This is a genomic window from Pseudomonas sp. GL-B-12 (assembly GCF_019955895.1).
GTDB lineage: Bacteria > Pseudomonadota > Gammaproteobacteria > Pseudomonadales > Pseudomonadaceae > Aquipseudomonas.
In genome coordinates this window covers 330953-350610 of sequence record NZ_JAHBCX010000022.1, presented here as the reverse complement: position 1 = coordinate 350610, position 19658 = coordinate 330953, and the positions used below count along the sequence as shown (strand labels likewise).

Here is a 19658-nt window from a genome sequence, read left to right as displayed (position 1 = left end):
CTTACATCTGAGCGACATGTTCATAAAGGAACGCGCGACATCCAACATTTCCGCTGTTTTGCCGATGAGAACCGATGCTATTTTCGGTAACGAAACTGTAACATTCGTATCCGCAGTCAAAACAAGAAATTTGGAGCTCTTGAATGTTTGCTTTCTTTCGTCCTGCCGCACATCAGGCTCCATTGCCTGAAGAAAAAATAGACAGCACCTACCGACGCCTGCGCTGGCAGATTTTCGCCGGCATCTTCATTGGTTATGCCGGTTACTACCTGCTGCGCAAGAACTTCTCCCTGGCCATGCCGTACCTGATCGACGAGGGCTACTCCCGTGGTCAGCTGGGTCTGGCGATGTCCGCCATCGCGATTGCCTACGGTTTGTCGAAGTTTCTGATGGGCCTGGTGTCCGACCGCTCCAACCCGCGCTTCTTCTTGCCGTTCGGCCTGCTGGTGTCGGCTGGGGTGATGTTCATTTTCGGTTTCGCGCCCTGGGCGACGTCCAGTGTGACCATGATGTTCATTCTGCTGTTCATCAACGGCTGGGCGCAGGGCATGGGTTGGCCACCGAGTGGCCGGACCATGGTGCACTGGTGGTCACAGAAGGAACGTGGCGGCGTGGTGTCCGTGTGGAACGTGGCGCACAACGTCGGCGGCGGCCTGATCGGTCCATTGTTCCTGATCGGCATGGGCCTGTTCAATGACTGGCACGCCGCATTCTACGTGCCAGCAGCAGTGGCGCTGGCGGTAGCGGTGTTTGCCTTCATGACCATGCGCGACACCCCGCAATCGGTTGGCCTGCCGCCGATCGAGCAATACAAGAACGACTACCCGGAAGGCTACGACGCCAGCCACGAAGAAGAATTCAGCGCCAAGGAAATCTTCGTCAAATACGTGCTGCGCAACAAAATGCTCTGGTACATCGCCCTGGCCAACGTCTTTGTCTATCTGCTGCGCTACGGCGTGCTGGACTGGGCACCGACCTACCTCAAGGAAGCCAAGGGTTTCACTGTGGATAAAACCTCGTGGGCGTACTTCTTCTACGAGTGGGCAGGTATTCCGGGCACGCTGCTGTGCGGCTGGATGTCGGACAAGATCTTCCGTGGCAACCGTGGACTGACCGGCATGGTGTTCATGGCGTTGGTGACGGTTGCGACGCTGGTTTACTGGCTCAACCCGGCCGGCAATCCGATGGTCGACATGATCGCGCTGCTTTCCATTGGCTTCCTGATCTACGGCCCGGTGATGCTGATCGGCTTGCAGGCGCTGGAACTGGCACCGAAGAAAGCTGCCGGTACGGCGGCGGGCTTTACCGGTCTGTTCGGTTACTTGGGCGGTTCGGTCGCGGCCAGTGCAGCGATGGGCTACACCGTGGACCATTTTGGCTGGGACGGCGGTTTCGTACTGTTGGTCGGCGCCTGCCTGCTGGCGATGGCCTTCCTGGCCCCGACGCTACGGCACAAACAAATCGCCAGTCAGGGCCGCGAAGCACTCGCTTGATCGGCCTTTGATTTACAGCGCTTGAGCCGCGCCTCCAGATTCCGGTCTGGCATGGCGTGGCTGCGCAGGGCGTGCGCGGTCTGCTCGACATAATCGCGAGTGGTGCCGTAGCGCCCGCAGGCGTTTTCGAACACATGACTCAGCACATGGTCCGGCAAGTTGCCAGCATAGCTGGGCAGGTGTCGCTCCAGAACGAATCCCAATGCCTGAACCTGGCTGCCATCTTCAAGACGGCAGTTGAGCCAGTGCGGGCGGTAGGAAGGGAAAGGCATCTCGCGCTGCCAAAGCGCATACAGCGAGGCTTCGAGTTGCTCTTCAGGCAAGCGATAGGCGAAACCGCTGCAAGAACCACCGCGATCCAGGCCAAACACCAGGCCGGGCATTTCTGGTGTGCCGCGATGTTCGTGGGACCACAGGTACAACCCGCGATGATAGCCATGCACCCGGCCGCGAACACGTTCAACCGCCGTACATTCAGGGCGCCAGATCAGCGAACCATACGCAAACAGCCACACCGGCCCGCCCTTGTGGCGCGCCATGGTCGACTGCATTGAGCTGAGCAATTGTTCGTGAGTGAGCTGCGGCCCCAGATCGAGCCGCGGAGGATAAGCCAGATTCAAAAAAGTAGATTCAATGGCGCTCATGGCAACAGTTGTTCGGCCCCGCAAGCATTACAAAATGTAAGCACTATTAATGTAATAGAACATATAGCAGTAAAGGTAAAACGAAAAGTGATAAAGGACGTTTGCCTGACTGTTTATATACCCTAATGTCATTCTGCAAATATCTTAAATACCAGAATGAAATATGCATAAGCATTGAGCCCTTCCGGGAATAAAGCCACTTATCAGAAACGTCCTACTCCCCCTTCAGATTTGCCGCCTTCTGGCCTCCATCGGGCGTCGCGTATAACGGCCACACAGGCGCAAGCCAGACTGCCTTCACAGGGGGCCGCCGATGAAAAAACCGTGGTTTTACGCAGTGCTGTTGATGGCCTTGGCGCCATTGGCGCTGGCACAGCATGCAAGCTCAAAGGATACTGGCTCCTGGTATTTGCAGACCAGTGTTTATACGACGCACTATTCACCCGACCCCAGGCACAACAACAATCAGGATCTTATTGGTCTTGAACATATCGACGCGTCCGACTGGCTGTTTGGCGCGGCCACTTTCCGCAATTCGTACAGCCAGCGCTCACATTATGTCTACACGGGTAAACGCTACGAAAGCGCCTCCTATCCCGTGTATATCAAATTCACGGGCGGCCTGCTGGAAGGCTACCGCGGTAAACATAAGGACAAGATCCCCCTGAATCGCTTCGGGGTCGCACCGGTGATCATCCCCTCACTGGGCGCACATTACGGTCCGGTGGCAGCCGAGCTGGTGTTGCTCGGCTTCAACGCCGCCATGGTGACCACTGGCGTGCGTTTCTGATCCCACGCAGACCTACGAGCGCGGCGCATACGCAAATACGTCGGCGCGCATCTGATGCGCGTCCATCCCCGCTTCCACCAACGCATCCAGCGTGCCGTAGACCATGGCCGGAGAGCCACTGGCGTACACGTGCAGCGGCTTGAGGTCAGGGAAGTCTTCACAGACCGCTTCATGCAACATGCCGCAACGCCCTTCCCAACCGCATTGATCACTGACGACCTTGTGCAGGAACAGGTTGGGCAGCTTCAGCCATTCGTCCCAATGCTCGACTTGATAAAAGTCTTCTGGACGGCGCACACCCCAATACAGATGCACCGGATGCTTGAAACCCGAGGCCCGGCAATGTTCGATCAGGCCGTGGACCTGGCCCATGCCGGTGCCTGCGGCGATCAGTACGAGAGGACCGTTCGGCAACTCCTCCAGGTGGGTATCGCCAAACGGCAACTCGACCCGCACCATGCTGTTGCGCTGGAGCTGTTCGATCAGGCTCAGCGCACTGGATTCGCGCGCCAGTACGTGGATTTCCAGGTCGCGCCCCGCATGCGGTGCCGAGGCGAGGGAGAAGGCGGACTTTTCGCCGTTCTCGCGTTCGATCATCAGGTACTGGCCGGCATGGTAGCGCGGCGGTTTGCCGGCCGGAGCCCGCAGACGCACGCGCCAGGTGTCGCCGCCCACCTCCTTGCACTCAATGACCTGACACGACACGCTGCGCACCGGCAGTTCTCCCAGCGCGAGCACGCCATCCCACAGCACGATGCAGTCTTCCAGCGGCTCCGCTATGCAAGTGTAGAACTCGCCATGGTCGCGCACATCGCCGGTCTGCTCGACCCGGCCTTCCACCAGCAGCGCCGCGCACACATGGCAATTGCCGTTGCGGCAGCTTTGCGGGCATTCGTAGCCCAGACGTCGTGCGCCATCGAGAATCCGCTCGCCGGGCAATATCTCAAGCACTGCTCCGGAGGGCTGCAAGGTTACACGCATCAATCTATTCCTAACTGATTCCAGATGGCATCGATCCGCTGGGTCACGGCATCGTCCTTGACGATGACCCGGCCCCACTCGCGGGTAGTTTCGCCCGGCCATTTATGCGTGGCATCGAGGCCCATTTTCGACCCCAGGCCGGACACTGGCGAAGCGAAGTCCAGGTAGTCGATCGGCGTGTTGTCGATCATCACCGTGTCGCGCTTGGGGTCCATGCGCGTGGTGATGGCCCAGATCACGTCATTCCAGTCCCGGGCGTTGATATCGTCGTCGGTGACGATAACGAACTTGGTGTACATGAACTGTCGCAAAAACGACCAGACACCCAGCATTACCCGCTTGGCGTGGCCCGGATACGACTTCTTCATGGTCACGATGGCCATGCGGTACGAGCAACCTTCGGGCGGCAGGTAGAAATCGGTGATCTCCGGGAACTGCTTCTGCAGGATCGGCACGAACACTTCGTTCAACGCCACGCCGAGGATCGCCGGCTCATCCGGCGGACGGCCGGTGTAGGTGCTGTGGTAGATCGGCTTGATCCGGTGGGTGATGCGCTCGACGGTGAACACCGGGAAACTGTCGACTTCGTTGTAGTAACCGGTGTGGTCGCCGTACGGGCCTTCATCGGCCATCTCGCCCGGATGGATCACACCTTCGAGGATGATTTCGGCGGTGGCCGGCACTTGCAGGTCGTTGCCACGGCACTTCACCAGTTCGGTACGGTTACCACGCAACAGGCCGGCGAAGGCGTACTCGGAGAGGCTATCGGGCACCGGCGTCACAGCACCGAGAATGGTCGCCGGGTCAGCGCCCAGCGCCACGGCCACCGGGAACGGCTGGCCCGGGTGCTTTTCGCACCACTCGCGGTAATCCAGCGCGCCGCCACGGTGGCTGAGCCAGCGCATGATGACCTTGTTGCGACCAATCACTTGCTGACGATAGATGCCGAGGTTCTGGCGATCCTTGTTCGGCCCTTTGGTGACGGTCAGGCCCCAAGTGATCAGCGGAGCGACATCGCCCGGCCAGCAGGTCTGTACCGGCAGCATGGCCAGGTCGACGTCGTCGCCTTCGATGACCACTTCCTGGCACACCGCGTCCTTGACGACTTTCGGCGCCATCGAAATGATCTTGCGGAAGATCGGCAGCTTGGACCAGGCGTCCTTGAGGCCTTTCGGCGGCTCGGGTTCCTTGAGGAATGCCAGCAGCTTGCCGATCTCGCGCAGCTCGCTGACCGCTTCGGCGCCCATGCCCAACGCCACGCGCTCGGGGGTGCCGAACAGGTTGCCGAGCACGGGGATTTCATAGCCGGTGGGCTTTTCGAAAAGCAGGGCCGGGCCCTTGGCGCGCAAGGTACGGTCGCAGACCTCGGTCATTTCGAGTACTGGGGACACCGGAACCTGGATGCGCTTGAGTTCACCGCGCTGTTCCAGGCCGCTGATAAAGTCGCGCAAGTCGCGATACTGCATGCGTGAGCCTCGTGTTGGCCGTGGCGTTCGGGGCAGGCAGTTTAGCGCCGAACCCTTCGGTTCAGAACCATGAACTGCCGCCTGAGCAAAATTCAGATAACAAAAAGCCGGGTTTCCCCGGCTTTTTGTGCCTGTTCGACTTACTTGCGTTTCATCGACAGGAAGAACTCATCGTTGGTCTTGGTCGTTTTCAGCTTGTCGACCAGGAACTCGATGGCAGCCACTTCATCCATCGGGTGCAGCAGCTTGCGCAGAATCCACATGCGCTGCAACTCGTCGTCGGCAGTCAGCAACTCTTCGCGGCGGGTGCCGGAACGGTTGATGTTGATGGCCGGGAAGACACGCTTTTCAGCGATACGGCGATCCAGCGGCAGTTCCATGTTGCCGGTGCCTTTGAATTCCTCGTAGATCACTTCGTCCATCTTCGAGCCGGTTTCTACCAGCGCGGTGGCGATGATGGTCAGCGAGCCGCCTTCTTCGATGTTCCGCGCGGCGCCGAAGAAACGCTTCGGTTTCTCCAGGGCGTGAGCATCGACACCACCGGTCAGTACCTTGCCGGAGCTCGGGATCACGGTGTTGTAGGCGCGAGCCAGACGAGTGATGGAGTCAAGCAGGATGACCACGTCTTTCTTGTGCTCGACCAGGCGCTTGGCCTTCTCGATCACCATTTCGGCAACCTGCACGTGGCGGGTTGGCGGCTCATCGAACGTCGAGGCAACCACTTCGCCGCGCACGGTGCGCTGCATTTCGGTTACTTCTTCCGGGCGTTCGTCGATCAGCAGCACGATCAGGTGAACTTCAGGGTTGTTACGCGCGATGTTCGCGGCAATGTTCTGCAGCATGATCGTCTTGCCGGCTTTCGGCGGTGCAACGATCAGACCGCGCTGGCCTTTACCGATCGGGGCGCACAGGTCGATGACACGACCGGTCAAGTCTTCGGTGGAACCGTTACCGGCTTCCATCTTCATGCGCACGGTCGGGAACAGCGGGGTCAGGTTCTCGAAGAGAATCTTGTTTTTCGCGTTTTCCGGACGGTCGTAGTTGATCGTGTCGACCTTGAGCAGCGCGAAATAACGCTCGCCTTCCTTTGGAGGGCGGATCTTGCCAACGATGGTGTCACCGGTGCGCAAGTTGAAACGACGGATCTGGCTCGGCGAGACGTAGATATCGTCTGGGCCGGCGAGATAGGAAGCGTCAGCGGAGCGCAGGAAGCCGAAGCCGTCCTGGAGAATCTCCAGCACGCCATCACCGGAGATTTCCTCACCGCTTTTCGCGTGCTTCTTGAGCAGGGAGAAAATCACGTCCTGCTTGCGCGAACGGGCCATATTTTCTATGCCCATCTGTTCGGCCAATTCGAGCAGTTCGGTAATCGGCTTTTGCTTGAGTTCAGTCAGATTCATATAGGAATGACGTAATCATTTATGGAGGGGGGAAATTAAGCTTTTGGCTTAATGAGGCCGCGCCGCAGAGAAGGCGACAGGATCGCGTACTTATTCGAAAAGGAGTGCGTCGGCGACGGCTAGCAGGGGGCAATGGAGAAACCAGTGCGGGGCCGAATGTACCACCTGAGTTTAGGAGCGTCTAGCCCTGAATACGCAAAAAGCCCCGCTATTTGCGGGGCTTTTTCAGGATACTTCGCAGCGACGCTTAGATGTTGGCGTCGAGGAAGGCAGCCAGTTGCGACTTCGACAGTGCGCCGACCTTGGTCGCTTCAACGTTGCCGTTCTTGAACAGCATCAGGGTCGGGATACCGCGCACGCCGTGCTTGGCCGGGGTTTCCTGGTTTTCGTCGATGTTCAGCTTGGCAACGGTCAGCTTGCCTTTGTAAGTCTCGGCAATTTCGTCCAGAACCGGAGCGATCATTTTGCAAGGGCCGCACCATTCAGCCCAGTAGTCGACCAGTACAGCGCCTTCGGCCTTGAGTACGTCGGCCTCGAAGCTAGCGTCGCTAACGTGTTTGATAAGATCGCTGCTCATGGAATTCTCCAGGTTGTAAGCAAAAAAACGTGGCCCATCATAGCGGTCCTTCCCTCGTTCAGGAAGGTGCAGATGATTGAGTCTCGCTATGGTGATTCATGAGTTTGGGTATAGCTCAGGTCATGAAGTGACGGGAGCGATGAACGCGATTCCGGTACGCAACGCGGCATTGCGCACGTGCTCTTGCATGGCCTTTTGCGCGGCGCCAGACGCTCGGCGAGCCAGCGCACGAAGAATTTTGCGGTGCTCCTGCCAGGTTTCCATGGCCCGCTCGACCCGGATGAACGGTAGTTTCTGGCTCTCCAGGAAGATGTCGGCGCTGGCGGTCAGGATGCTCAGCATCGCCTGATTGCCGCTGGCCAGCAGGATGCGGCGGTGGAATTCGAAATCCAGGCGGGCCGCGGCTTCGAAGTCGCCGGACTTCAGTTCGTTGCGCATGGCGGCGACATTGTCTTCCAGCACATCGAGTTCGTCGGTACTCAAGGTTACGGCCGCCAACCCCGCCGCAAAACCTTCCAGCGCATAGCGCAGCTGAAAGATGTCCAGCGGCGAAGCCTGTGCCGCGAACGGCCAGCCCGGCGCTGCATCGCCTCGCGACAACTCCACCGGCGATTGCACGAACACGCCTTTGCCCGGCTGGATGCTGATGACGCCCAGCGCACTCAGCGATGACAACGCCTCGCGCAACGATGCCCGACTGACCCCCAATTGCACCGCCAGGTCCCGTTGCGAGGGCAAGGCATCCCCCGGCCCGAAGCCCTGTTCGGTAATCAGTTTGCGGATGGCTTGCAGCGCCACTTCAGGTACGGCGCGGGAGATCGAGTTCATGGTTTTCCAGACGAACCAGGCCAATGTGCGCTCAGTTGTAAAGCTATTCGCGACGCCCGGCAAGTCGTGCCCCATGGGGGTTCGGTGATTTTCACGGTTGCGCCATCGGGGTGCGAAACGCAACCTGACTGTTCAGACCAGTAAGACCGTGCGACGCCAGCAAAACCGCACTCTGGCGCCCCCAAAACCCTATGTTGGCATGGCCCATGCTCTGTCGATCCGCAGAAATCACTTCTTGCCGATCCGGAGATTTGCCATGACCCAGCGTTACAGCGCCCTCCTCGCAGCCTTGTTCGCCAGCCTGATGCTGAGCCAGGCACCCGCCCACGCCGACGGTCTGGAGGATGTGGTCAAGCGCGGCGTCCTCAAGGTGGCCGTGCCCCAGGACTTCCCGCCCTTCGGTTCGGTCGGCCCGGACATGAAACCCCGCGGCCTTGATATCGACACCGCGAAACTGCTGGCCGACCAGCTCAAGGTCAAACTCGAACTGACCCCGGTCAACAGCACCAACCGCATCCCGTTCCTCACCACCGGCAAGGTCGACCTGGTGATCTCCAGCCTCGGCAAGAACCCGGAACGCGAAAAAGTCATCGACTTCTCCCGTGCCTACGCGCCGTTCTACCTCGCCGTACTCGGTCCACCAGACGCCGATATCAAAGGCCTGGACGATCTCAAGGGCAAGACCATCAGCGTCACCCGTGGCGCCATCGAAGACATCGAGCTGACCAAGGTCGCCCCCGAAGGCGTGACCATCAAGCGTTTCGAAGACAACAACTCGACCATTGCCGCGTACCTGGCCGGGCAAGTCGACCTGATCGCCAGCGGCAACGTGGTGATGGTCGCGATCAGCGAGAAGAGCCCGAAACGCGTGCCGGCGCTGAAAGTGAAGCTCAAGGATTCGCCAGTCTACGTCGGCGTCAACAAGAACGAGCCGGCGCTGCTGGACAAGGTCAACCAGATCCTCGTGACCGCCAAGAGCGACGGCGCGCTGGAAAAGAATGCTCTGACCTGGCTGAAAGAACCGTTGCCGACCGATCTCTGATTCGGCGCGCTGGAGACGTTTTATGGCTTATCAGTTCGATTTCCTGCCAGTGGTGAACAACACCGATCTACTGCTGCGCGGTGCGTTGTTCACCCTTGAGCTGACCGTCATCGGCGCCGTGCTCGGCGTGGGGCTGGGCATCGTCGGGGCGCTGGTGCGGGCGTGGAACATCCGGCCTTTCGCGGGGATTTTCGCGGTCTACGTCGAGTTGATCCGCAACACACCATTTCTGGTGCAGTTGTTTTTCATCTTCTTCGGTTTGCCGTCCCTGGGCGTGCAGATTTCCGAATGGCAGGCGGCGGTGCTGGCGATGGTGATCAACCTCGGTGCCTATTCCACCGAGATCATCCGCGCAGGCATCCAGGCGATCCCCCGGGGTCAGCTGGAAGCCGCGGCAGCACTGGCGATGACGCGTTTCGAAGCATTCCGCCATGTGGTGCTGCTGCCAGCATTGGGCAAAGTCTGGCCGGCCCTGAGCAGCCAGATCATCATCGTCATGCTCGGTTCGGCAGTCTGCTCGCAAATCGCCACCGAAGAGCTGAGCTTCGCCGCCAACTTCATTCAATCGCGCAACTTCCGCGCTTTTGAAACCTACGCCCTGACCACGCTGCTGTACCTGTGCATGGCGCTGCTGATCCGCCAGTTGCTGAACTGGATCGGCCACCGGTTCATTGCAAGGAGCAGCCGATGAGCGACTTCACCTTCTGGGACATCGTGCGCAACCTGCTCACGGGCCTGCAATGGACCTTGGCGCTGTCGCTGGTGGCGTTCGTTGGCGGCGGACTGATTGGCTTGCTGATCATGGTCATGCGCATCTCGGACAAATCCCTGCCGCGCAGTTTCGCCCGCACTTACATCGAACTGTTCCAGGGCACACCGCTATTGATGCAGCTGTTCCTGGTGTTTTTCGGCGTGGCTTTGGCCGGGATAGAGATTTCGCCGTGGATGGCGGCGGCGATTGCACTGACGTTGTTCACCAGTGCCTATCTGGCGGAGATCTGGCGCGGTTGCGTCGATTCGATTCCCAACGGTCAGTGGGAGGCCTCATCGAGCCTGGCGCTGAACCCGCTGGAACAATTGCGCCATGTGATCCTGCCCCAGGCGTTGCGCATCGCCGTGGCGCCGACCGTGGGCTTCTCGGTGCAAGTAGTCAAAGGCACCGCCGTCACCTCGATCATCGGCTTCACCGAGCTGACCAAGACTGGCGGCATGCTCGCCAACGCCACCTTCGAACCTTTCATGGTCTACGGCCTCGTCGCCCTCGGCTACTTCCTGCTCTGCTACCCCTTGTCGCTCAGTGCGCGATACCTGGAAAGGAGACTGCATGCCTCTGCTTAGAATTTCCGCCCTGCATAAATACTACGGCGATCACCATGTGCTCAAAGGCATCGACCTGAGCATCGAGGAAGGCCAGGTGGTGGCAATCATCGGCCGTAGTGGCTCGGGCAAGTCCACCTTGCTGCGCACACTCAACGGCCTGGAGTCGATCAACGACGGCGTGATCGAAGTCGACGGCGAGTACCTCGACGCCGCCCGCGCCGATCTGCGCAGCCTGCGGCAGAAAGTCGGCATGGTGTTCCAACAGTTCAACCTGTTCCCGCACCTGACCGTCGGCGAGAACGTCATGCTCGCGCCGCAAGTGGTGCAGAAAGTACCGAAAGCCAAGGCCGTCGAACTGGCGCGGCAGATGCTGGAGCGGGTCGGGCTGGGGGAGAAATTCGATGCTTTCCCGGATCGCTTGTCCGGCGGGCAGCAACAGCGGGTGGCGATTGCCCGGGCACTGGCAATGTCGCCGAAAGTTTTGCTTTGTGACGAAATCACCTCGGCGCTGGACCCGGAACTGGTCAATGAAGTGCTGAGCGTGGTCCGGCAACTGGCCAGGGAAGGCATGACGCTGATCATGGTCACCCACGAAATGCGCTTCGCCCGGGAGGTTGGGGATAAGTTGGTGTTCATGCACCAGGGCAAGGTGCATGAGGTTGGGGATCCGAAAGTACTGTTCGCCAACCCGCAGACGGCGGAGCTGGCGAATTTCATCGGGACAGTTGAGGCGGCGGGCTGAAGATCATCGGTGCTAATGACGCCGCCTTCGCGGGCAAGTCGGACCGCCGCACCGCCGCTCCCACAGGGTCTTCTGTTGAAATACGATTGCGTATTCGCTGCAAAAACCTGTGGGAGCGGGCTTGCCCGCGAAGAGGCCAGTGGCCGCACCACTAGAGCCCCGTGGTAAAAGATCGCAGCCTTCGGCAGCTCCTACGCGTTGGCGGCAGCCTTTGATCGTGGCACGATGTCGAGGTTATCGACCGAGACCCCTGACCATGCCGCAATCCCAAGCCAAGAATCTGTCCCTGATCGCCGCAATCGACCTGGGCTCCAACAGCTTTCACATGGTCGTGGCCAAGTCCCAGAACGACGAGATCCGTATTCTCGAGCGTCTCGGGGAGAAGGTTCAGCTGGCCGCTGGCATCGACGAAGAGCGCCATCTCAACGAAGAATCGATGCAGCGCGGGCTCGACTGCCTCAAGCGCTTCGCCCAACTGATCAGCGGTATGCCCACCGGCGCCGTTCGCATCGTCGGCACCAACGCCTTGCGTGAAGCCCGCAACCGTGCCGAATTCATCCGTCGCGCCGAAGAAATTCTCGGTCACCCGGTGGAAGTCATTTCCGGCCGTGAAGAAGCGCGCCTGATCTACCTCGGCGTGTCCCACACCCTCGCCGACACCCCGGGCAAGCGCCTGGTGGCCGACATCGGCGGCGGCAGTACCGAATTCATCATTGGCCAGCGCTTCGAACCGCTGCTGCGCGAAAGCCTGCAGATGGGTTGCGTCAGCTACACCCAGCGCTATTTCAAGGACGGCAAGATCACCCCGGCCCGTTACGCCCAGGCGTACACCGCGGCACGGCTGGAGATCATGAGCATCGAACACGCCCTGCACCGCCTGACCTGGGATGAAGCCATCGGCTCCTCGGGCACCATCCGCGCCATCGGCCTGGCACTGAAGGCTGGCGGCCATGGTACCGGCGAGGTCAACGCCGAAGGCCTGGCCTGGCTCAAGCGCAAACTGATCAAGATGGGCGACGTCGAAAAAATCGATTTCGAAGGCATCAAACCGGATCGCCGGGCGATTTTCCCGGCCGGCCTGGCGATCCTCGAAGCGATCTTCGACGCCCTCGAACTGCAACGCATGGATCACTGCGAAGGCGCCCTGCGCGAAGGCGTGCTCTATGACCTGCTGGGCCGCCATCATCACGAAGATGTGCGCGAGCGCACCCTCACTTCGCTGATGGAGCGCTACCACGTCGACCAGGAACAGGCGGTACGGGTCGAGCGCAAGGCGCTGCATGCGTTCGACCAAGTGGCGGAGGATTGGGATCTGGAAGACGGCGTCTGGCGCGAACTGCTCGGCTGGGCGGCCAAGGTCCATGAGGTGGGCCTGGACATCGCTCACTACCAGTACCACAAGCACGGTGCCTACCTGATCGAGCATTCGGACCTCGCCGGGTTCTCCCGCGAAGACCAGTTGATGCTTGCGCTGCTGGTACGCGGTCACCGCCGCAACATTCCCAAGGACAGGTTCGCCGATTTCGGCGACGACGGCATCAAGCTGATTCGCCTGTGCGCGCTGCTGCGCTTTGCGATCCTGTTCCACCACATCCGTGGCACCCAGCAAATGCCCCAGGTGGAGCTGAACGCCCATGGCAACAGCCTCGAAGTGGTGTTCCCGGAAAACTGGCTGGACGAAAACCAGCTGACCCAGGCCGACTTCGAAATTGAAGCGCAATGGCTGACCCGGGTCGATATCGTGTTGAGCGCTCGCTGAAACACCAGAAATGAAGCCAACCCCTGTGGCGAGGGAGCTTGCTCCCGCTGGGGTGCGAAGCGCCCCCTCCGCGCTTGCAGGTAATCAGAAAATATCTGGTCACTGATTTTGGGGCTGCTGCGCAGCCCAACGGGAGCAAGCTCCCTCGCCACAGGAATATAGTGAAAACGAAAAAGGGCGATCCATTTGGATCGCCCTTTTTTTCACCCGCTGACTCCTGTTACCGCACAGCCAGTATCGGGCTGCCCAAACGCTCCAGCAATGTCGCCTGGGCGCTGCGCGGGTTCTGGTTGCCGGTCGGCGTGTTACGGATGTATCGACCGTCCGACTGCAGGCTCCAGCTGTGGGTGTTATCGGTCAGATACAACTCCAGTTCTTTCTTGACCCGCATGATCAGCTTCTTGCCTTCCACCGGGAAGCAAGTCTCGACGCGCTTGTCGAGGTTGCGTTCCATCCAGTCGGCACTGGACAGGTACATCTGCTCGTCGCCACCGTTGAGGAAGTAGAAGACCCGGGTGTGTTCCAGGAAGCGGCCAATGATCGAACGCACATGGATGTTGTGGGAAACCCCGGCGATGCCCGGCCGCAGGCAGCACATGCCACGCACCACCAGATCGATGCGCACACCTGACTGGCTGGCCTTGTACAGCGCGCGGATGATCTTCGGATCGGTCAGCGAGTTGAACTTGGCGATGATGTGCGCCGGTTTGCCGTCGAGGGCGAACTGGGTTTCGCGGGCAATCATGTCGAGCATGCCCTTTTTCAGGGTGAACGGCGCATGCAGCAGTTTCTTCATGCGCAGCGTCTTACCCATGCCGATCAACTGGCTGAACAGTTTGCCGACGTCTTCGCACAAGGCGTCGTCGGAGGTCAGCAGGCTGTAGTCGGTGTACAGGCGGGCGTTGCCGGCGTGGTAGTTACCCGTACCAAGGTGCGCGTAACGCACGATTTCACCGGCTTCGCGACGCAAAATCAGCATCATCTTGGCGTGGGTCTTGAAGCCGACCACACCGTAGATCACCACCGCACCGGCCGCTTGCAGACGGCTGGCCAGTTGCAGGTTGGACTCTTCGTCGAACCGCGCACGCAGTTCGATCACCGCAGTCACTTCCTTGCCGTTACGCGCCGCATCCACCAGCGCATCGACGATTTCCGAGTTGGCGCCGGAACGGTACAGGGTCTGGCGCACCGCCAACACGTGCGGGTCCTTGGCGGCCTGGCGCAGCAGGTCGACCACCGGAGTGAACGACTCGAACGGGTGCAGCAGCAGGATGTCCTGCTTGCTGATCACGCTGAAAATGTTCTCGCTGTTCTGCAGCAGTTTCGGAATCTGCGGGGTGAACGGCAGGTATTGCAGCTCGCGCTGGCTGTCCAGGCCGGTGATGCTGAACAGCCGCGTCAGGTTCACCGGACCGTTGACCTGATACAACTCCGTCTCGCTCAGGTTGAACTGCTTGAGCAGGTAGTCGGACAGGTGTTTCGGGCACGTGTCGGCCACTTCCAGACGCACTGCATCGCCATAGCGACGGGAGAACAGTTCGCCGCGCAAGGCGCGGGCCAGGTCTTCGACGTCTTCGGAGTCCAGCGCCAGGTCGGCGTTCCGGGTCAGGCGGAACTGGTAGCAGCCCTTGACCTTCATGCCCTGGAACAGGTCATCGGCGTGAGCGTGAATCATCGACGACAGGAATACATAGTTGTCGCCAGCGCCACCGACTTCTTCCGGCACCTTGATGATGCGCGGCAGCAGGCGTGGCGCCGGGATGATCGCCAGACCGGAATCGCGGCCAAAGGCGTCAATGCCTTCGAGCTCGACGATGAAGTTCAGGCTCTTGTTCACCAACAACGGGAACGGGTGCGTCGGGTCGAGGCCGATCGGGGTGATGATCGGTGCGATCTCGTCACGGAAATAGCGGCGGACCCAGGTCTTGAGCTTGGTCGTCCAGTTACGGCGACGGATGAAGCGGACCTGATGTTTTTCCAGCTCCGGCAACAGAATGTCGTTGAGGATCGCGTACTGGCGATCGACGTGACCGTGGACCAGTTCGCTGATGCGCGCCAGCGCCTGATGCGGTTGCAGACCATCGGCGCCGGCCTGTTCACGGGCGAAGGTGATCTGCTTCTTGAGGCCGGCGACGCGAATTTCGAAGAACTCGTCCAGGTTGCTGGAGAAGATCAACAGAAACTTCAGCCGCTCCAGCAATGGATAGGACTCGTCCAGCGCCTGCTCCAGCACGCGGATGTTGAACTGCAGTTGCGAGAGCTCGCGGTGGATGTACAGGCTGCTGTCATCCAGGCCGGGAATGGCCAGCGCTGGCGCTGGCGCTGGCGCTGTCACGGCGGTTTCGACGACCGCCGCGGGCGGAGCTGGCTCCAGCTCCGGCGGGGTCTCGTCGACTTGCTCCACCACAGGTTGAGCGTCTTTTACGGCAACTTCAGTGAGGACTTCGGTATTCATCGAATGTTCCTGGGAGGGCTATTTTTGCTCTCGTAACAATTGAGCAGCACGAACGGCAAAGTACGTCAGGATGCCATCAGCCCCTGCACGTTTGAAAGCGGTCAGGGACTCGAGGATAACCCCTTCGCTCAACCAGCCATTCTGGATCGCCGCCATGTGCATGGCGTATTCGCCGCTGACTTGATAAACAAACGTCGGCACTTTGAATTCTTCTTTTACCCGGCACAGGATGTCCAGGTACGGCATGCCTGGCTTGACCATGACCATGTCTGCACCTTCTGACAAGTCCGCCGCCACTTCGTGCAGGGCTTCGTTGCTGTTGGCCGGGTCCATCTGATAGGAGGCCTTGTTGGCCTTGCCCAGGTTCAGCGCCGAACCGACCGCATCGCGGAACGGGCCGTAGTAGGCGCTGGCGTACTTGGCCGAGTAGGCCATGATCCGCACGTTGACGTGACCGGCCACTTCGAGGGCTTCGCGGATCGCCTGGATGCGACCGTCCATCATGTCCGATGGGGCCACGACCTGAGCGCCGGCTTCGGCGTGGGACAGGGCTTGCCTGACCAGTGCGTCGACGGTGATGTCGTTCTGCACGTAGCCTTCTTCATCAAGAATGCCGTCCTGGCCGTGGGTGGTGAACGGGTCCAAGGCAACGTCGGTGATCACACCCAGCTCAGGGAATCGTGCACGCAGCGCACGGGTCGCGCGTTGGGCGATACCTTCGGGGTTCCACGCTTCGGCGGCGTCCAGCGACTTGAGTTCCGCCGGTGTCACCGGGAACAGCGCCAGCGCCGGAATCCCCAGCTCGACCCACTTGGCCGCTTCTTCCAGCAACAGGTCGATGGTCAGGCGTTCGACGCCCGGCATCGAAGCCACCGCTTCGCGACGGTTTTCACCGTCCAGAACGAACACCGGCAGGATCAGGTCATCGACAGTCAGGACGTTTTCACGGACCAGACGACGCGAGAAGTCGTCACGACGATTGCGGCGCAGGCGGGTTGCGGGGAACAAACGGTTGGCGGGGGTAAAGCTCACGGCAGACTCCTGAGCCCGCGCTTACGGGCGAGCGTGACAGTTATAAGCGGCCATTATGACGAACGTATTACAGTTGTGCGCATCCCTGTGACTAGGGGGCGTTCTCAATTAGTTTCCCCGCCGCGTTGTCGCCTTAAAGCGGGCCAGGCAAGGCGCAGGCCGCTGGGAATGGTTGTTCCCTTTCCAAGGCCTGCAACGCAGCCTGGCCCGCTTTAAGGCACAACCCGAAGGGCCGGGCCTGCTGTTGTGCAGGGCTGCGTTGCTCGAAGCTGATTTGGAATGACCAAACTGTGCTTCTCGCGCCTTGCCCTGCACAACAGCAGACCCGGCGCGGCGGGGAAACTAATTGAGAACGCCCCCTATAGCCGCATTCCATTGTCATTGTAGGAAATGTTCACGTCGAGACACATTTGGACACTTTCCTGAATGTGTCCGAAGGGTTAGGCTGCGCGTTCATTTCGCCAGCACCCAGACAATGCTCCAACAATTTCTGCATGACTTCGGCTATTTTGCCCTTTTTCTAGGCACGTTCTTCGAAGGCGAAACCATCCTGGTACTCGCGGGCTTCCTCGCGTTCCGTGGATACATGGACATCAACCTGGTGGTGGTCGTGGCCTTCTTCGGCAGCTATGCCGGTGACCAGCTGTGGTACTTTCTGGGGCGCAAACATGGCCGCAAGCTGCTGGTGCGCAAGCCGCGCTGGCAGATGATGGGTGACCGGGCGCTGGAACACATTCGCAAGCATCCGGACATCTGGGTGTTGAGCTTCCGTTTCGTCTACGGTTTACGCACGGTGATGCCGGTGGCCATCGGGCTGTCAGGCTATCCGCCGGGCCGTTACCTGCTGCTCAACGGAATTGGTGCAGCGATCTGGGCCGCAGCCCTGGCGGCGGCCGCGTACCATTTCGGCGCAGTGCTCGAAGGCATGCTCGGCAGTGTGAAGAAGTACGAACTCTGGGTGCTCGGTGCACTGCTGGTCCTGGGCTTCGTGCTGTGGCTGCGCCGGCGCTTCAAGAATGCCCGCCTGGCCAAGCAGGTCTACGCCGACGAACAAGCCCTGAAGGCCGAGCGAACCAAGGCCGAAGGCCCTACGACGCCAGCCGAGTGATACGGTCTCTGCAACAGTAGAGACCGATGCCGCTCAACAGACTGTAACTGAGCAGGCCGACCCAGCCCACCGCGCTGGCCGGCCACAGTCCCACCATCGGGGCCAGCCATACCAATGGCAGATTCGATGCCAGCCGCACCAGTTCCAGCTTCAACGCCCACGGGCGATTCTCCAGGGCTACGCCCAGCACAAACAAACCGAGCGCCACCGCTCCCCAGCCCAAGACCAGGGCGGCGACTGGCAGCTTCGGTTCAAGATTCATCAAGTAGCTGCCCAGTGCGATATAGACGCAGAACTGCAAGAGGACGTAGAGCTGCTGACGCCCGTCCAGTGCTACTTCGAATTTACGGAACTGGCTCAGGTCCGGCTTGTTCATCGGGTATCTGGCCGCCACGTCCGCCGGGCGCCAGCCGGTGCGCATGAACCAGATCCGCAGCTTGTCCCAGGTGCTTTCGGCACTTCGCGCATCTGCCCACAACTGCGCGTAGAACTGCACGTTCGCCCACACGGGGTTCCAGCTCGCCAGTGGCGTGGTCACGCCGAAGATCACCGGTTCGTTGTCGTCCTCTTCCTGGAACGAGCCGAACAGACGGTCCCAAATAATGAACACGCCGCCGTAGTTGCGATCCATGTAGAGAGCGTTCTGTGCATGGTGAGCCCGATGATTGGACGGCGTGACAAAGAACCATTCGAACCAGCCAAGCTTGGGAATGTGCCGCGTGTGCACCCAGAACTGGTACAGCAGGTTCAGCGCCGCGACGCTGACGAACACCAGCAGCGGCACGCCGGACACCGCCATCGGCAGATAGAAGATCCAGCTCAACAGAAATCCGGTACTGGTCTGGCGCAACGCCGTGGACAGGTTGTAGTCCTCGCTCTGGTGATGCACCGAATGGGCGGCCCAGAGAATGTTGCGCTCGTGGCCCATGCGGTGCAGCCAGTAGTAGCAGAAGTCGTAGAAGACAAAGGCAAACACCCAGGTCCAGACGCTGTCGGCCGACAGTTCGAACAGCGCCAGGTGCTTGAGGGCAAACGCATAGGTCACCAGACCCACACCCTTGGTCAACAGGCCCGTGGTGGTCGACAGCACGCCGGTGCTGATGCTGTTGATCGCGTCCGCCACCCGATAATTGCTCACCCCGCGCCAACGGTCGGCCAGCAGCTCGACGGCGATCAGCACAAAGAAGAACGGCACCGCATACAGAATGAAGTCCATGACGCGCCCTGATCGGAATCTTGAGGACAGATGCTATGTGTAGCCGTGAATTAACCCTATGGCAACGAGTGACAAATTAGTGGACATTTAACGCCATGAATCTGGAGAAAAGCCCATGAGCAAAAAAGTTGCAGTGATCCTTTCCGGTTGTGGCGTGTACGACGGCGCCGAGCTCCACGAGAGCGTCATCACCTTGCTGCGCCTGGACCAACGCGGTGCCCAGGTGCAGTGTTTCGCACCGAACATCGCGCAGTTGCATGTGATCAACCACCTGACCGGCGAAGAAATGCCCGAATCGCGCAACGTGCTGGTGGAATCGGCGCGGATCGCCCGGGGCAACATCAAGGATATCCGTGACGCTAACGTCGATGAGTTCGATGCGCTGATCGTGCCCGGCGGCTTCGGCTCGGCCAAGAACCTGTCCAACTTTGCCATCGAAGGCGCCGGCTGCACCGTTCAACCGGATGTCCTGGCACTGACCGAAGCTTTTGCCGAGGCCGGCAAACCGGTGGGGTTGATGTGCATTTCCCCAGCCCTGGCGGCAAAAATCTACGGGCCTGGCGTCACCTGCACCATTGGCAACGACACCGACACCGCTGCCGCGATGAACAAGATGGGCGCGACCCATACCGATTGCGCGGTCAGTGACATCGTCGAGGACAAGGCACGCAAACTGGTGAGCACACCGGCTTACATGCTGGCGCAATCGATCAGTGAGGTGGCGTCCGGAATCAACAAACTGGTCGACCGTGTGCTCGAACTGACCCACGAAAACGACGCCTGACACGGTTGACTGTAGGAGCGA

18 protein-coding genes are annotated in these 19658 nt (G+C 60.1%); 9 read left to right on the top strand and 9 right to left on the bottom strand.

Annotation, left to right across the window (positions count from 1 at the left end):
• Positions 1–143: 143 nt before the first annotated feature.
• Positions 144–1493: a glycerol-3-phosphate transporter gene (glpT, locus tag KGA85_RS14320; protein ID WP_223532360.1), complete on the top strand. Its 1350-nt coding sequence runs from the start codon at positions 144–146 to the stop codon at positions 1491–1493.
• Here glpT and KGA85_RS14315 read toward each other — a convergent pair.
• Positions 1469–2137: a gamma-glutamylcyclotransferase gene (locus tag KGA85_RS14315; RefSeq protein ID WP_223455441.1), complete on the bottom strand. Its 669-nt coding sequence runs from the start codon at positions 2135–2137 to the stop codon at positions 1469–1471. The two genes, glpT and KGA85_RS14315, sit on opposite strands and share 25 nt — an antisense overlap.
• A 313-nt stretch (positions 2138–2450) precedes the next feature.
• On the opposite strand from KGA85_RS14315, the gene KGA85_RS14310 reads away from it, so the two are divergent.
• The gene (locus KGA85_RS14310) at positions 2451–2927 is read left to right on the top strand and encodes a sn-glycerol-3-phosphate transporter (RefSeq protein WP_317848670.1); all 477 of its coding nucleotides are present in this window, start codon (positions 2451–2453) and stop codon (positions 2925–2927) included.
• 12 nt (positions 2928–2939) lie between these two features.
• Here the strand turns inward: KGA85_RS14310 and KGA85_RS14305 are convergent, their stop codons facing one another.
• The 5 genes from KGA85_RS14305 to KGA85_RS14285 form a co-directional block, all read right to left on the bottom strand.
• Positions 2940–3908 carry a CDP-6-deoxy-delta-3,4-glucoseen reductase gene (locus KGA85_RS14305; protein WP_223455439.1) on the bottom strand — a complete coding sequence of 323 codons (969 nt, stop codon included), beginning with the start codon at positions 3906–3908 and terminating at the stop codon, positions 2940–2942.
• The gene (ubiD, locus tag KGA85_RS14300) at positions 3908–5374 is read right to left on the bottom strand and encodes a 4-hydroxy-3-polyprenylbenzoate decarboxylase (RefSeq protein WP_223532358.1); all 1467 of its coding nucleotides are present in this window, start codon (positions 5372–5374) and stop codon (positions 3908–3910) included. The genes KGA85_RS14305 and ubiD overlap by 1 nt, the downstream gene beginning before the upstream one ends.
• 140 nt (positions 5375–5514) lie before the next feature.
• Complete coding sequence (gene rho, locus KGA85_RS14295) at positions 5515–6774, bottom strand: transcription termination factor Rho (protein ID WP_046039047.1); 1260 nt, start codon at positions 6772–6774, stop codon at positions 5515–5517.
• 247 nt (positions 6775–7021) lie between these two features.
• Positions 7022–7351, bottom strand: a complete 330-nt coding sequence (trxA, locus tag KGA85_RS14290; RefSeq protein ID WP_003206727.1) for a thioredoxin TrxA — start codon at positions 7349–7351, stop codon at positions 7022–7024.
• 120 nt (positions 7352–7471) lie between these two features.
• Positions 7472–8179, bottom strand: coding sequence for a FadR/GntR family transcriptional regulator (locus KGA85_RS14285; protein ID WP_223455436.1), 708 nt, complete (start codon positions 8177–8179; stop codon positions 7472–7474).
• A 256-nt stretch (positions 8180–8435) separates the two neighbouring features.
• Between KGA85_RS14285 and KGA85_RS14280 the strand changes: the two genes are divergently transcribed.
• The 5 genes from KGA85_RS14280 to ppx all read left to right on the top strand — a co-directional run bounded on the left by KGA85_RS14280 (position 8436) and on the right by ppx (position 13042).
• Entirely contained in the window at positions 8436–9221 is a 786-nt protein-coding gene (locus tag KGA85_RS14280; protein WP_223543185.1) for a transporter substrate-binding domain-containing protein, read from the top strand.
• Positions 9222–9243: 22 nt separating this feature from the next.
• Positions 9244–9912: an amino acid ABC transporter permease gene (locus KGA85_RS14275; protein ID WP_223455432.1), complete on the top strand. Its 669-nt coding sequence runs from the start codon at positions 9244–9246 to the stop codon at positions 9910–9912.
• Positions 9909–10559: an amino acid ABC transporter permease gene (locus tag KGA85_RS14270; RefSeq protein WP_007998944.1), complete on the top strand. Its 651-nt coding sequence runs from the start codon at positions 9909–9911 to the stop codon at positions 10557–10559. The genes KGA85_RS14275 and KGA85_RS14270 overlap by 4 nt, the downstream gene beginning before the upstream one ends.
• On the top strand, positions 10546–11283 hold the full coding sequence (locus KGA85_RS14265) for an amino acid ABC transporter ATP-binding protein (protein ID WP_223455430.1): 738 nt from the start codon (positions 10546–10548) through the stop codon (positions 11281–11283). The genes KGA85_RS14270 and KGA85_RS14265 overlap by 14 nt, the downstream gene beginning before the upstream one ends.
• Before the next feature lie 256 nt (positions 11284–11539).
• A complete protein-coding gene (gene ppx, locus KGA85_RS14260) occupies positions 11540–13042 on the top strand; it encodes an exopolyphosphatase (RefSeq protein WP_223455428.1) in 1503 nt (500 codons plus the stop codon).
• Between the two features lie 220 nt (positions 13043–13262).
• On the opposite strand, the gene ppk1 is transcribed toward ppx, so the two are convergent.
• Both ppk1 and hemB read right to left on the bottom strand, forming a co-directional pair.
• Positions 13263–15497 (bottom strand): polyphosphate kinase 1, encoded by a 2235-nt coding sequence (gene ppk1 / locus KGA85_RS14255; protein WP_223455426.1) that lies wholly within the window; start codon positions 15495–15497, stop codon positions 13263–13265.
• An 18-nt stretch (positions 15498–15515) separates the two neighbouring features.
• Positions 15516–16529, bottom strand: coding sequence for a porphobilinogen synthase (hemB, locus tag KGA85_RS14250; RefSeq protein ID WP_046039035.1), 1014 nt, complete (start codon positions 16527–16529; stop codon positions 15516–15518).
• Between the two features lie 475 nt (positions 16530–17004).
• Here hemB and KGA85_RS14245 point away from each other — a divergent pair, with 475 nt between their 5' ends.
• Positions 17005–17637: a DedA family protein gene (locus KGA85_RS14245; RefSeq protein WP_223455424.1), complete on the top strand. Its 633-nt coding sequence runs from the start codon at positions 17005–17007 to the stop codon at positions 17635–17637.
• Here the strand turns inward: KGA85_RS14245 and KGA85_RS14240 are convergent.
• Positions 17618–18853: a sterol desaturase family protein gene (locus KGA85_RS14240; RefSeq protein WP_223455422.1), complete on the bottom strand. Its 1236-nt coding sequence runs from the start codon at positions 18851–18853 to the stop codon at positions 17618–17620. The genes KGA85_RS14245 and KGA85_RS14240 overlap by 20 nt on opposite strands.
• Positions 18854–18968: 115 nt before the next feature.
• Here KGA85_RS14240 and elbB point away from each other — a divergent pair, with 115 nt between their 5' ends.
• Positions 18969–19637, top strand: coding sequence for an isoprenoid biosynthesis glyoxalase ElbB (gene elbB / locus KGA85_RS14235; RefSeq protein ID WP_110657862.1), 669 nt, complete (start codon positions 18969–18971; stop codon positions 19635–19637).
• Positions 19638–19658: the final 21 nt, after the last annotated feature.

Coding starts and splice junctions, on each gene's coding strand:
- rho (WP_046039047.1), bottom strand. CDS start 6,774: ATGAATCTGACTGAACTCAAGCAAAAGCCGATTACCGAACTGCTCGAA.
- KGA85_RS14285 (WP_223455436.1), bottom strand. CDS start 8,179: ATGAACTCGATCTCCCGCGCCGTACCTGAAGTGGCGCTGCAAGCCATC.
- KGA85_RS14310 (WP_317848670.1), top strand. CDS start 2,451: ATGAAAAAACCGTGGTTTTACGCAGTGCTGTTGATGGCCTTGGCGCCA.
- KGA85_RS14280 (WP_223543185.1), top strand. CDS start 8,436: ATGACCCAGCGTTACAGCGCCCTCCTCGCAGCCTTGTTCGCCAGCCTG.
- KGA85_RS14245 (WP_223455424.1), top strand. CDS start 17,005: ATGCTCCAACAATTTCTGCATGACTTCGGCTATTTTGCCCTTTTTCTA.
- ppx (WP_223455428.1), top strand. CDS start 11,540: ATGCCGCAATCCCAAGCCAAGAATCTGTCCCTGATCGCCGCAATCGAC.
- KGA85_RS14265 (WP_223455430.1), top strand. CDS start 10,546: ATGCCTCTGCTTAGAATTTCCGCCCTGCATAAATACTACGGCGATCAC.
- KGA85_RS14270 (WP_007998944.1), top strand. CDS start 9,909: ATGAGCGACTTCACCTTCTGGGACATCGTGCGCAACCTGCTCACGGGC.
- elbB (WP_110657862.1), top strand. CDS start 18,969: ATGAGCAAAAAAGTTGCAGTGATCCTTTCCGGTTGTGGCGTGTACGAC.
- KGA85_RS14275 (WP_223455432.1), top strand. CDS start 9,244: ATGGCTTATCAGTTCGATTTCCTGCCAGTGGTGAACAACACCGATCTA.
- glpT (WP_223532360.1), top strand. CDS start 144: ATGTTTGCTTTCTTTCGTCCTGCCGCACATCAGGCTCCATTGCCTGAA.
- ubiD (WP_223532358.1), bottom strand. CDS start 5,374: ATGCAGTATCGCGACTTGCGCGACTTTATCAGCGGCCTGGAACAGCGC.
- trxA (WP_003206727.1), bottom strand. CDS start 7,351: ATGAGCAGCGATCTTATCAAACACGTTAGCGACGCTAGCTTCGAGGCC.
- KGA85_RS14305 (WP_223455439.1), bottom strand. CDS start 3,908: ATGCGTGTAACCTTGCAGCCCTCCGGAGCAGTGCTTGAGATATTGCCC.
- ppk1 (WP_223455426.1), bottom strand. CDS start 15,497: ATGAATACCGAAGTCCTCACTGAAGTTGCCGTAAAAGACGCTCAACCT.
- KGA85_RS14240 (WP_223455422.1), bottom strand. CDS start 18,853: ATGGACTTCATTCTGTATGCGGTGCCGTTCTTCTTTGTGCTGATCGCC.
- KGA85_RS14315 (WP_223455441.1), bottom strand. CDS start 2,137: ATGAGCGCCATTGAATCTACTTTTTTGAATCTGGCTTATCCTCCGCGG.